Genomic DNA, 12,224 nt, shown 5'->3' on the forward strand with positions numbered 1-12,224 from the left:
TAGTCTAGGGACTATTTGATAGTGCAAATTCTCAAATAGATAATTAAATTATAAAAGATATGAGTCAAATTGTGGAGCATGTAGATTTTAAGATATACATTGATGACTTTTCAAAACACTTACATGAGCTTTTTAGAAATGAGTATGATTTTAATCAAATCAGTTTAAAGCGTGATTTACCAGCAGATTTTAGAGCTAAAATCATGGCTAAAAATCCACTTGCCGTGGCTATTCCTGAATTGCATGGTGGTCGTGGCGTGAATGTTAAAGAATGTCTTGGTGTACTTGCTGCAGCATCATACGAATCATTGTCTTTATCGTTGATGTTTGGAATTAATATAGCCCTGTTTTTGGAACCTTTAGCTAAATACGGTAATTATGCTGTCCAAGAGCGTATATTCAAAAAATTCTTGGAAGAGCAAGCGATGGGGGGGCTAATGATCACAGAAAAAGCTTACGGTAGTGATGCTTTGAATATGAAAACATCATGTCGTGAAATTGATGGTGGATTTAAAATTCAGGGGGAGAAACATTGGCAAGGTTTGAGTGGCGCTGCAGACTTTTGGTTGGTAACCGCGCGTAAAGCCAATGAAAATGGTGATTTAGCTCGTGATATTGACTTTTTTGTCACAGACGATAGCAATCCGGCTCAACATATTCCGATGGTTGAGCGTTACAATAACTTGGGTTTGTATGCTATTCCATATGGCATCAATCAAATTGATATTACAGTTCCAGAAAATCAAAAGTTGCAACCAGAAAGTACAGGGTTGAAATTGATGTTGGATATGTTACATAGAAGTCGTTTGCAATTCCCTGGTATGGGATTAGGTTTTATCAAACGCCTTATGGATGAATCCTTAGCACATTGTCAAAATAGAATTGTAGGTGGTGCACCTTTAGCAAATTTAGATGCTGTTAAATATCAATTATCACGTATTCAAGCAGCTTACACGATTTGTTCGGGCATGTGTGCTTATAGCACCAGTAATAGCGGCATAGATAAAGATCTAGCCACAGCCTCAATAGAAGCAAATGCATTGAAATCTTTAATTACTGATTTAATGCAAGAATCAGCGCAGATAGCATTACAATTAGCCGGTGCAAATGGTTATAGATTGGATCATATCGCAGGTAGAGCAGTGGTTGATAGCAGACCATTCCAAATTTTTGAAGGATCTAACGAAATGTTATACGGTCAAATTGCAGATGCTGTCTTAAAATTAATGCGTAAAACTAAAGAAACAAGTTTAGCTAACTTTTTAGCAGGCTATTCAAATACACAAGAAAGTATAAAGTATTTCGCAAACTTATTAAACTTCACTATTGATCAAGCTGTTAGTCAGCGTGATGCAGTTACTTTAGGTCGTATCATTGCTCGTGTTATAAGCTTCCAATTTGTATTAAATATGAACGGTTTCAATACTGAATTAGTAGAATTAACTCGTCAGCACATGGTTTCCGATATTACGATGTTTGTTGGACAATATTTGTCTCAAAATACATCAAGTCCAATATTTGAATACCAAGATAATTCTGATTGGATGAATTTTGCATAATAAACATCCCAATAATATTTGGAAGGGTAGACATCATTTTCTACCCTTTCTTTTTTAAAGTAAAAATCGCAATCTCAGGTCTTACATTGAGTCTAACACGAATGGAATGACCAAGTCCCTTGTTGATATAAAGTGTCCTATCGTTGGACAGCTTTTTCAATCCTTCATCGTAATTTTTATTTTCGACAGGCAATCTTGAAGCTTTCTGAAAAGGAAAACGTACCTGACCTCCATGTGTATGTCCCGAAAGTATCCAACTATTATATCCTTTCCAAATATCTATATCACACACATCTGGATTGTGCACTAGAACGATGTTTGCTAATGAGTCCTTGAATTGTCGCATGGCTTTTAATGGATAAAAATTTGTACCCCAACAATCATCTATGCCAATTATATTTAAGCCTTTAATTTTTACATTTTCGTTTCGTAAGACTCTTATACCATGATTTTTTAAAATTTGCACTACTGAATCAGCACGAGCGGCATTGCGACCTAATATACCATAATCATGATTTCCTAAGATAGCTATGGTAGCTAATTGACCTTTTGCAGCATGTTGCAATGTTCTTTCAAGTTGTTCAAAAGGGGCTTGATCAATATTTATAGGACTAATAAAATCTCCTGTATAGACTACGATATCAGGTTTTAATTTATTTACTTGTTTAAATTGATTAATAATATAATCTTCATTTACAGTTTCACCGATGTGAATATCGGAGATCTGTACCAATTTTTTATTTATCAACCCTTCTGGTAAATGTTGAATTGGCATGTCAATTTTATTCCACCGTACCCAACGTGGTTCAATTCTCCAAACATATAATCCTAATAGAATTATTATGAAGATCATTGTTAATGATATATATTTTAATATGGTCAATTTAATATTGTCTTTTTTTTATAAATTTAGACAAATCCTCGATACTGTTCTAAAAAACAATTAACTTTTAATATGAATGTAGGGATTAAGCCATTTTCGCTGAACGCTTATCATATGAAAATGATAGCATTAATAACTATGTTCTTGGATCATTTTACGCGCGTTATTTACCCCGATATTTATGTTTTTAAGGTAGTAGGTCGATTGGCGTTTATTTTGTATTCTTTTCTCCTTGTCGAAGGTTTTGTACACAGTCGGCATACAGGTAAATATTTGCTCCGCTTATTGCTCTTTACTTTACTATCCGAGATACCGTATGATTTGGCTTTTGGAAATACTTTATTTGATCCGCAAAGGCAAAATGTGTTTTTCTCTTTGTCCGCAGGATTGGTTTCATTACTGATCATTGATTCCAAGAAAGTTGCAACAGACGCGAAGGTACTTTTAATTGCTGCTTTAGTTACTGTTGCGAATCTTTTTCATTTTGATTATTATTATCTTGGTGTATTGCAGATAATATGCTTTTATATATTTCGTTCTTCGTGGTGGAAGAAAGTACTTACAATTGGGATACTTAATGTTTTTTATATGTTTAAAATTGCAACACAGGCGGCAGCAATTTTGGCATTTATACCTTTATATTTTTATAATGGACAACGAGGAAAAAAAACTGGGCTTTTATATTATATTTTTTATCCTGCACATTTGCTTCTATTTTGGTTAATCAAACGAATTTTGATGTGATAACCGTTTGACTTTGCTTGGAAATCTTTCTACGTATTGCAAGACCAATGAATTCATGTAGTAATTACTTACACATTTATCATCCTCTTTTATCAGTTCGTAATAATTAGATAACCCCAAATCAATATCGAAATAGCCAAAAGCGTATAAGTTGTTGTTTTTGAATAGGATATAGGATTTTTCATCTAAGTTTCGTCCTTGGTCAAGAATCATGAATGATTGCGACTGTTGTTGAACTTTGTGCAATGCCAATTCAATTTTTTCGTTGTACGTAGACGCTGGATCCAGATTTGTGTAGTCTATTTTGGGTTTAGGATCGTTAGTGACACTATAGAAATAACATAATTTATTGCCCAATTCAAATTCATCCATTAGCTGTAGAAGCATTTGATTAGCTTCATATGGCCGTTCAAAATGTTGGATGGCATTAGCATGCTTGTCGTATGGTGATACTACCAATCTTATGTAATTATTTTGATCAGTGTATTGGATTAATGAGAATTTAGGTTCAAATTTCTTTAAGGCACGATTATGTATTGGCCAATGTTGCTTTATCAATTTACATTCTGTCAATAATGACATCAATTCCGTACCTGTTTCTAGGTAATCGATATGATGAATATCGTTTATGAAAGCCTGTCTTTTTTGTGTTCCATTAGATCCTGTAAAGTGGCTTAATACACGTTTTCGGATATTTACTGCCTTACCTACATATATAATTTTACCTGAAGCATTTTGAAATAAATACACACCTGTTGTTTCTGGTAATTTTAGAAAATCATCTTCATTAATATGTGTCGGAAGACGATGTTCTCTTGTTTTTTTTAAGGTAGATTCAATGAGGTTTTCTTTGTCTTCACGTATTAATTTTTCAAACAACGTGACTGTAGCCTCGACATCACCCATCGCACGGTGACGATCATGAATCTTGATGCCCAAATTTTGACACAGTTTTCCTAAACTATAGGAAGATTGATTTGGGATGATTTTTCTGGATAATCTTACTGTACAAAGTTTAGGTGCTCGCCAAGATATTCCTGCATGCTTAAGCTCTTCTACAATAAATGAGTAATCGAAATTAACATTATGTGCTACAAATATGCGCTTGTTTAATAATGCATAAATATCAGTTGCAAGATCTTTGAATGCAGGTGCAATTTCAACCATCTCCGAAGAAATTCCCGTCAATGCTTGGATATGAAAGGGGATAGGAACTAAAGGATTTACGAGTGATTGAAATTTTTCTAAAATATGTGTCCCATTATGGATGATAATAGCTATTTCTGTAATTCTATTTCCAGCCGCATATGAACCAGTCGTCTCTATATCCACTATCGCATATTCCATAGTGCAAAAGTACAAACAACTTTTTGTTTAAAGAACTATCAATAAAATAGAAGCTATAATTACTAGAGAAATAATGATATGTCGAAAGGTTTTTTCGGGTAGAATTTTAATGATTTTTATTCCTATGATACCACCTAGTAGTATGAATGGTATCGCCATTAAATTTAATATTATTCCACTCCAGCTTATGTTGTTCCAAACAAATACTTGCAAGGGAATTTTGCTGAGATTGAGAATAAAAATAAACCATGCTGATGTTGCTGCAAAAGTAATTTTATCCAAATGTTTGGAAAGCATATATACCGATAAGGCAGGCCCTGCAGCATTACCAATCATTGTTGAAAACCCCAGTATAAATCCAAATAGGGGTGAATACCATTTTTTATTGGTTAATGCTGTTTGTTTTTGCAAGGAAGATTTTTCCATCCATAGCATGATAAATACACCAACGATGATGCAGGCACCGATACATATTTTAAATGTTTTGTCATCAATGTAATTTCCTAATAATAAACCAGTGACAAGCCCTACAAAAGCTAAAGGCAAAAGATTTTTCACTTCATTCCACAAGAATTTTTTGCGGTAGTAAATCACGGCTATCAAGTCTGCAAAACACAGCAATATCAAAACTATACCTGTTGAATATTTAGCGCCAAATAGTAAGGCAAATATAGGTACAGTTAGTGTACCTATATTTTGTATACCAGTTTTTGAAATACCAATTAGCATGGCGCATGTGAAGTACAATACCCATCCATATGGACTTGAAATTAACTGTAGCGCCTCAGACATGTTACGATTTTATTATATCGAGTACTTTATTTGCCGATATTTCTGAATAATCTTGAATATAATACGAGCATTTCGGTAGCTGCTGTTTGGTATGCGAACTTAATACTGCAACAACTTTCATTCCTGCATTTAATCCTGCGGTGATCCCAGAGAAAGAATCTTCAAAAACTACACAATTTTGTGGATCAACACCTAATCGCTTTGCCGTATTTACGTATACTTCTGGATGTGGTTTATGTAAAACAACATCTTCACTACCCATCAAAGATTGCATTTGGTTGCGAATATCTAATTGATCAATTATCAAATCCATGTTTGCTCTAGGTGCAGAAGTACAGACAGCAGTCAAAAAATTAGTTGATTTAAGATCTGCTAAGAAAGATTTATAGTATGGAATAGTTTCTACTTTGTCTTTGTATATGTCTCTAAATAGTTGCTCTTTTTCGAATTCCAATTGAAGTAATTCTTCACTATGAATTGGTCTTTTGAAGAAATATGTCATAATATGACTGTTATGCTTGCCGTACATATGTTCTTCAAACTCCTGTTCAGTGTAAGCAATTTCGTGTTTGTCAAAAAAAATTTCGAATGCTTTGGCGTGATGCGGATTCGTATGACAGATCACACCATCCATGTCAAATAATACTGCGTATTGATTCATTGGGCAAATATAACCATTTCATAGAGGTAAAAAATATCTTTAGAGCCGTTGATGATTTTTTTGACAAATAAAAATTATTTATAATTTAGTAGGACATGAAATATTTAAACCTAATACTTGTAGCTCTTCTTTTGTTATCTTGTGATAATGATACCTATGAGACGCATACAAAAGAGCGAGAATTTACTATACGTGAAATCAAGCGTGGAGGCAAAAGACAGCATAGAGGTTTTTATGTTGAGGGATTTGAAAGTAAAGTCAGATATAGAAATATACGTGACGGTAAGTTAAAGACTGGTGATAAAATAATGTTGAAGTACGATTCTATAGTTAACAAGACAAAAGGAACTTTTGAGCTGAATTTACAACGTAGATATGAAGATTAACTGTTATTTTACTTTCCCATCATTTTATAGGCCTCATCAATAAACTTATAAAAATTTCCGTTTTTATTTATTTTCCCCTTCTTATCATGTTGGTGCCCTAGACGTACAATTATTACCTTATCCTCGGGTATTGAAATGATAAATTGACCTAGATGACCATCCATAATGACAGTTTTTTTATTCTTATATTCACCGAGCCACCAACTATATCCATATTCTGGAGAGTTTTCTGCAGCTGGTGTAGTTGAATTTTCAACATAAATGGAATCTAATAATTGTGTACCGTTCCATTTTCCTTTATTTGCATATAGTTTTCCAAAGCGTGCGAAGTCACGTGCATTGCTAGCGATACAACAATAAGTTTTTTCCATCCCATCTTCCGAAGATATTTGCCATAGTGCTTCGTTTTCTGCTCCCATTGGTTTCCAAAAATGTTGTGATAAAAACTCGGAAAGTGTCATGGGTAAAGCTTTCTTAAGAACCATACCTAGTAATTGTGTGTCACCACTTTGGTATTTAAATTTTTGATTCGGTAATTCAGCTATCGGTAATTCGAGCATAGCTTCACTAAGATTAATGTAGAAATATGCTTTTGTAGTAATAGATAGTGGTGAGCTATATTTTTCATCCCATTTTAAGCCAGAACGCATAGTGACTAAATCTCTAATGGTCAAATTATCTGCAAATTCACCTTTCAACTCGGGTAAATACGATTTTACTTTTTCGTCTATGCTATTGATATACCCCAATTCTATAGCTTTTCCAAGTATTGCACCAGTTATACTTTTTGCAACAGAGAAGGAGTTAGAAAGTGATTTTTCATTATAGCCATCATAATATTTTTCAAACCAAAGACTATCGTTTTTAATGATTAGATAGGCTACTGTTTTGTAATTTTTGTGTATAGAATCAAGTGTTGGAGTTAATTCTGCAGTATTGAACTGTGTAGATACAGGCCAAGGTTGAGGTTTACCAGTTTCAATTTTACGATTGTCAAAGTATGTATAATCTTCTAGAAAAGCAGAAGTATGACCAGTTAAATATACTGTACGGACAGCTTTAAGTAAATAGGAGTTTCCCGTAAATAATAATCCTAATGAAATTACTGAGATCAATACAATGATTGCTCCAATTAACCATTTTAAAACTTTAAGTATCATACGATTCTTTTATAATTGCTAAATATAAGTGAATGAAATAAATATTCATAGGAATATATTTTGAACTAATTAAAATATTTGATATATTTATGATATCAAAATGATATCAAATATAACAATTGTAATTATGGAAAAAATCGTTAAACCTACTTCTGGTTATTTGGCAATTGCTTTAGGGTTGCTATTATTAATATTAACAGGCTTTACTATTTATTTAGGCGCAATTAATCGTGCTCCAGTATATTTCTTTGGTGCATTTGTATTATTTATTGCAGCTATGTTTATTTTTAAAGGTATTTTAATTGTACACCCCAATCATTCACGTGTACTTAATTTTTTTGGTAAGTATGTTGGATCAATCAAGGATAATGGTTTGTTTTTCGTGAATCCATTGTTTACAGCATCAAAAATGTCTTTGCGTTCAGAAAATTTACAAGGTCAAACATTAAAAGTAAATGACAAGATGGGTAATCCTATTGAGATCGGAGCAGTAATTGTTTGGAAAATAGGAGACACGTATAAAGCAGCTTATGACGTAGAACGTATATTTGATTATGTCCGTGCACAATCTGAGGCAGCTGTCAGACATTTAGCCGTAAGTTTTGCTTACGATGATTTAGAAGATGACACTGCAGAGATTACATTACGTAATGGTGGAGATGAAGTTAATCATATCCTTGAAGCAGAGCTTACTGAGCGCTTGTCTAAAGCTGGAATTGTCGTTCAAGAAGCGCGAATTAGCCACTTGGCTTATGCCGCAGAGATAGCGGGAGCTATGCTGCAAAGACAACAAGCGGCTGCGATTGTCGCTGCACGTGCTAAAATTGTTGATGGCGCTGTAGGGATGGTAGATATGGCTTTGAAGAAATTATCAGCTGAAAATATCGTAGAATTGGATGATGAGCGTAAAGCAGCTATGGTAAGTAATTTGATGGTTGTATTGTGTGGTGAGAAAGCAGCACAACCTATTGTAAATGCAGGTTCATTATATTAATAAGCAGAGGTGTCAAAGTGATTTGATATGAAGAAAAAAAATTTTGTGGTACGAATAGATGAAGAAACTTTTAAGTTGCTGGAAAAATGGGCACAAGATGAGTTTCGTAGTGTTAATGGGCAAATTGAATTTTTACTTCATGAAGCGCTCGTAAAGAATAAGCGAAAAAAGAACTCAAAAGATTAATTAAAAAAAGTGTCATTTATTGACGCTTTTTTTAATTAATCCCTTCTCAGGAATTCTCTATCTTCATCAGACAATCCATCGTTTGGTTTGTATGGAGATTCTATATATTCACTTTGTTCAGTAGTAGCGATAGGAGGTTGATGTGTAGAGTTGTTGCTAATTCCATATTCTTTAGGATGTTTATTTTTACGTCTAAATAAAATACCTCCTGTAACAACTCCCAATATAAAGAAGATACCAAGTATTAATAACTTTGATGTGCGAATATCCCCAAATAGCCATAAAGAACTTTCTTCCTTATTATTAAAAAGTATGATTGCCACTAAGGCAAATAGTAACGCTATAATTATAGTTTTTGGTTTCATATTCTTCACTTAATAATTTGTAGCACAAACATAACAAAAAAGGAGATAACCATGAGTTATCTCCTTTATATTTTGAGTGAATAATAATTATTCAGCTACAACCTCGAAAGGAACTTGAACTTTCACTTCTTTGTGTAAGTTTAAGTTTGCGATGTATTCACCTACAGTTTTAGGCTCTACTTCGAAAGTGATGCGACGACGGTCTACGTCATAACCTTGAGCTTTCAATGCATCAGCAATTTGGATGCTATTTACTTTACCAAAGATTTTGCCAGACTCACCAGCTTTAGCGCCGATAGATAACTTAATGTTTTCTAATTTAGCAGCTAATTCAGTAGCATCTTTTTTAATTTTCTCTTGTTTGAACTGAGCTTGTTTGATGTTCTCAGCCAATACTTTTTTAGCAGATGAAGTTGCTAATGTAGCAAATCCTTGAGGAATTAAGTAGTTACGACCGTAACCTGGTTTTACTACTACGATATCGTCTTTCTCACCAAGGTGCTTAACATCTTGTTTTAATATAATTTCCATTTATCGTATCCTCCTTATTTTAATGAATCAGCTACGTAAGGTAATAAGCCTACGATACGCGCACGTTTCACAGCTTGAGCAACTTTACGTTGGAATTTCAATGATGTACCAGTAAGACGACGAGGTAAGATTTTACCTTGATCGTTAACGAATTTCATTAAGAAATTAGCATCTTTATAATCGATATATTTGATACCATTCTTTTTGAAACGACAGTATTTTTTACGGTTGTCCTCTACTTTAGGAGCAGTCACGTATTGGATGTTTTCCTTTGACATTAGTTTGCTACCTCCTCAGTTTTAGTTTCAGCTTTCTTGTTGAATGCACCGCTACGTTTTTTCTCGCTGTAAGCAATCGCATGCTTATCTAAAGCGATAGTCATAAAACGCATAACACGCTCATCACGCTTGTATTCAAGCTCTAATTTTTTAATTAATTCACCTGGAGCCTTGAATTCAGTTAAGTGATAAAATCCAGTAGATTTTTTCTGGATTGGATACGCTAATTTTTTCAAACCCCAATTATCTTCAGCGATAATTTCGGCTCCGCCTTCTGTCAAGATGTTTTTGAATTTAGCAATTGCCTCTTTCGCAGCATCTTCTGAAAGCAACGGGGTAAGAATGATTACAGATTCGTACTGTTGCATTGTTTTAAATAATTATGTTAATTTAAATTTTCCGTACTTACGGAAGTGCAAAAGTAGGTAAAAAATATTTTTTATCAAAAAATTATCTTATAAAAAAATGTAATAAGCGTGAACACTTGTAAGATATACTATCTAAACTTGTACTTTGTAATTATTTTTATACTTGTAGCATATAAACCGAGATTATATAATAACACTATCTACCTATTTTTATGACTATTACTTATTTTAATTCAATCATTCATCAATGCGTCCAGCATGATACCAATCTTAAAATGTATTTTGGATCACATTTCTCTTTTAGGTACTCTGTATGAGTATAAGCCTAATTAATAATAATCATAAACAATATACAGTTAAACTTTAATTAAATAGAGTTAATGTAGCATCCTAAAGTGATATCGAGCGTAATACTTTAGGATGTTTTGGTTATTAGATTTGGCGACTAAGACTTTTGAATATCAATCTTTGAAAAAACATAAAACATCTCCTTAGCTATTTCTAAACTTCGATCTGAATATACTTTATCTTGCAGTGAAGTATAATCTGATATTTTTGGATCTTCATATTGAACAGGTAGTCGGATTTCTGCGCCAGCGATAAATGGACAGCCATTATCTGCTTCAGAACAAGTCATAATAGCAGCAAAATTTCCAGCAGGGTTAAAGCTATGGTTATATTTTTTTGAAAAACTTATAATGGGCATCGTGTTTTTATCCATTTTTATGGCGTAAACTGTGTTATCATCTTTAGTTAGCGCAGACACCATAAAACCTTGGTTTTGAATAGTCTTTACTACCATTGGGAATAAAGATGTTTCCTCTGTGCCACCCGAATAACAATAAACAGACGGAATTATATAGTAGTATGCAGCACATTGCCCCCAAATTTGTGCTAAATGACTTCTACGGCTATTATGTGTACAAATGAAATTTAAATTAGTCGCTTGATTAACATGAATATTCAATTGTATATAATCAATTAAAGGCTGCAAAATAATTTTTCTTTCTGCTGAGATGACAGTGAAATCTTGGATTATAGCTATGGTATCTAGTAACTTTTCATACATGTCAATCTAATTTAACAACATCTTGAGCCTGGCGTACAAGAATTTTGACTTGATAAATTCACTAATTGGATCTTAGTTTTTTGAGAGGGGATACCACATTGATCTTCAGCCAAACATGCTGTCTGTTTATTCTTTAGTAAAAAGTGTGTGCCGTTAAAATCTAAATCGTATTTGCCAATAGTAGTGGATTGATACTCTACCTCAATTTCCGCATCCTCTATTCCTAATTTACTTTCAGATAGCTCGATAATACTAAGCAGTTTGCCAGGTTTCAATCGGTGCTCATAGTCATCAGCATTCCACAGTTGAAAATTAATAATTTTCTCAAGACGAATAACTCCTCCACAATCAATGAATTTTTTAGTGACCTCACCAACCTCAGTCACATGAAAATGCTCCGGAACAAAGCTTCCGTTTTCTAGTTGAAATTCAACATTATCTAAGGTAGGTAAAATGGATTTTATTTGTGATAGTTTCATATTCTTATTAATTTATTTTAGATTTCATTTAGCAACAGGTATTTAATTGAATAGTTTGATTTAAAAAAGTATTTATTATATCTTTTGCGTTCACCCAGACCTCTTCATCAATACAATAGCAAACAGATTTACCTTCGATGGTGCCCCTTATTAATCCAGCCTGTTTTAACTCTTTTAGATGTTGAGATATAGTAGCTTGCGCTAGCCCTATTTCATCTACTAAACTTGTACATATACATGAATTTTGTTGTTGAATGTACCCCAAAATAGCTAGCCGTGCTGGATGACCTAACACTTTGAATAGTACAGAAAGTCTATTCTGTTCTTCTGTAAATCTTTCCTTTTTTGTAATTCCCATTATTATTTAAATAACATCGCAATATTACGATATTAAATAGTGAGTTACAAATTCGTGTTAAAAT

Annotated in this window: 17 protein-coding genes; 5 read left to right on the forward strand and 12 right to left on the reverse strand. The window is 33.3% G+C overall.

Features of this window, described 5'->3' with window-relative positions:
* Window positions 1-59: 59 nt before the first annotated feature.
* The gene (locus tag IPZ78_RS14715; RefSeq protein ID WP_225554748.1) at window positions 60-1,559 is read left to right on the forward strand and encodes an acyl-CoA dehydrogenase family protein; all 1,500 of its coding nucleotides are present in this window, start codon (window positions 60-62) and stop codon (window positions 1,557-1,559) included.
* A 40-nt stretch (window positions 1,560-1,599) separates the two neighbouring features.
* Here the strand turns inward: IPZ78_RS14715 and IPZ78_RS14720 are convergent, their stop codons facing one another.
* Window positions 1,600-2,412 carry a metallophosphoesterase gene (locus IPZ78_RS14720; protein ID WP_225554749.1) on the reverse strand — a complete coding sequence of 271 codons (813 nt, stop codon included), beginning with the start codon at window positions 2,410-2,412 and terminating at the stop codon, window positions 1,600-1,602.
* 102 nt (window positions 2,413-2,514) lie between these two features.
* Here IPZ78_RS14720 and IPZ78_RS14725 point away from each other — a divergent pair, with 102 nt between their 5' ends.
* Window positions 2,515-3,186, forward strand: a complete 672-nt coding sequence (locus IPZ78_RS14725; RefSeq protein WP_225554750.1) for a TraX family protein — start codon at window positions 2,515-2,517, stop codon at window positions 3,184-3,186.
* Here the strand turns inward: IPZ78_RS14725 and IPZ78_RS14730 are convergent.
* From IPZ78_RS14730 to IPZ78_RS14740, 3 genes are all read right to left on the reverse strand, one after another.
* Window positions 3,163-4,533, reverse strand: a complete 1,371-nt coding sequence (locus IPZ78_RS14730; protein WP_225554751.1) for an exonuclease domain-containing protein — start codon at window positions 4,531-4,533, stop codon at window positions 3,163-3,165. The two genes, IPZ78_RS14725 and IPZ78_RS14730, sit on opposite strands and share 24 nt — an antisense overlap.
* A gap of 27 nt (window positions 4,534-4,560) precedes the next feature.
* Window positions 4,561-5,262 (reverse strand): sulfite exporter TauE/SafE family protein, encoded by a 702-nt coding sequence (locus IPZ78_RS14735; RefSeq protein ID WP_225554752.1) that lies wholly within the window; start codon window positions 5,260-5,262, stop codon window positions 4,561-4,563.
* Window positions 5,263-5,326: 64 nt separating this feature from the next.
* Window positions 5,327-5,986, reverse strand: coding sequence for an HAD family hydrolase (locus IPZ78_RS14740; RefSeq protein ID WP_225554753.1), 660 nt, complete (start codon window positions 5,984-5,986; stop codon window positions 5,327-5,329).
* 95 nt (window positions 5,987-6,081) lie between these two features.
* Between IPZ78_RS14740 and IPZ78_RS14745 the strand changes: the two genes are divergently transcribed.
* Window positions 6,082-6,372 carry a hypothetical protein gene (locus tag IPZ78_RS14745; RefSeq protein WP_225554754.1) on the forward strand — a complete coding sequence of 97 codons (291 nt, stop codon included), beginning with the start codon at window positions 6,082-6,084 and terminating at the stop codon, window positions 6,370-6,372.
* A gap of 8 nt (window positions 6,373-6,380) precedes the next feature.
* On the opposite strand, the gene IPZ78_RS14750 is transcribed toward IPZ78_RS14745, so the two are convergent.
* Window positions 6,381-7,532 carry a serine hydrolase domain-containing protein gene (locus IPZ78_RS14750; protein ID WP_225554755.1) on the reverse strand — a complete coding sequence of 384 codons (1,152 nt, stop codon included), beginning with the start codon at window positions 7,530-7,532 and terminating at the stop codon, window positions 6,381-6,383.
* A 127-nt stretch (window positions 7,533-7,659) separates the two neighbouring features.
* Between IPZ78_RS14750 and IPZ78_RS14755 the strand changes: the two genes are divergently transcribed.
* Entirely contained in the window at window positions 7,660-8,526 is an 867-nt protein-coding gene (locus IPZ78_RS14755) for an SPFH domain-containing protein (RefSeq protein ID WP_225554756.1), read from the forward strand.
* Between the two features lie 27 nt (window positions 8,527-8,553).
* On the forward strand, window positions 8,554-8,712 hold the full coding sequence (locus IPZ78_RS14760; RefSeq protein WP_225554757.1) for an Arc family DNA-binding protein: 159 nt from the start codon (window positions 8,554-8,556) through the stop codon (window positions 8,710-8,712).
* 35 nt (window positions 8,713-8,747) lie between these two features.
* Here IPZ78_RS14760 and IPZ78_RS14765 read toward each other — a convergent pair whose 3' ends face one another.
* The 7 genes from IPZ78_RS14765 to IPZ78_RS14795 all read right to left on the reverse strand — a co-directional run bounded on the left by IPZ78_RS14765 (window position 8,748) and on the right by IPZ78_RS14795 (window position 12,160).
* A complete protein-coding gene (locus IPZ78_RS14765) occupies window positions 8,748-9,077 on the reverse strand; it encodes an LPXTG cell wall anchor domain-containing protein (protein WP_225554758.1) in 330 nt (109 codons plus the stop codon).
* 87 nt (window positions 9,078-9,164) lie between these two features.
* Entirely contained in the window at window positions 9,165-9,608 is a 444-nt protein-coding gene (gene rplI / locus IPZ78_RS14770; RefSeq protein WP_225554759.1) for a 50S ribosomal protein L9, read from the reverse strand.
* 14 nt (window positions 9,609-9,622) lie between these two features.
* Complete coding sequence (gene rpsR / locus IPZ78_RS14775) at window positions 9,623-9,886, reverse strand: 30S ribosomal protein S18 (RefSeq protein WP_149915452.1); 264 nt, start codon at window positions 9,884-9,886, stop codon at window positions 9,623-9,625.
* Window positions 9,886-10,254 carry a 30S ribosomal protein S6 gene (gene rpsF / locus IPZ78_RS14780; protein WP_225554760.1) on the reverse strand — a complete coding sequence of 123 codons (369 nt, stop codon included), beginning with the start codon at window positions 10,252-10,254 and terminating at the stop codon, window positions 9,886-9,888. Before rpsF ends, rpsR begins: the two co-directional genes overlap by 1 nt.
* Before the next feature lie 445 nt (window positions 10,255-10,699).
* Window positions 10,700-11,323 (reverse strand): low molecular weight phosphatase family protein, encoded by a 624-nt coding sequence (locus IPZ78_RS14785; RefSeq protein ID WP_225554761.1) that lies wholly within the window; start codon window positions 11,321-11,323, stop codon window positions 10,700-10,702.
* A gap of 11 nt (window positions 11,324-11,334) precedes the next feature.
* Window positions 11,335-11,802, reverse strand: coding sequence for a DUF6428 family protein (locus IPZ78_RS14790; RefSeq protein ID WP_225554762.1), 468 nt, complete (start codon window positions 11,800-11,802; stop codon window positions 11,335-11,337).
* A 28-nt stretch (window positions 11,803-11,830) separates the two neighbouring features.
* A complete protein-coding gene (locus tag IPZ78_RS14795) occupies window positions 11,831-12,160 on the reverse strand; it encodes an ArsR/SmtB family transcription factor (protein WP_225554763.1) in 330 nt (109 codons plus the stop codon).
* Window positions 12,161-12,224: the final 64 nt, after the last annotated feature.

Source organism: Sphingobacterium bovistauri, from assembly GCF_020295405.1.
Lineage (GTDB): Bacteria > Bacteroidota > Bacteroidia > Sphingobacteriales > Sphingobacteriaceae > Sphingobacterium > Sphingobacterium bovistauri.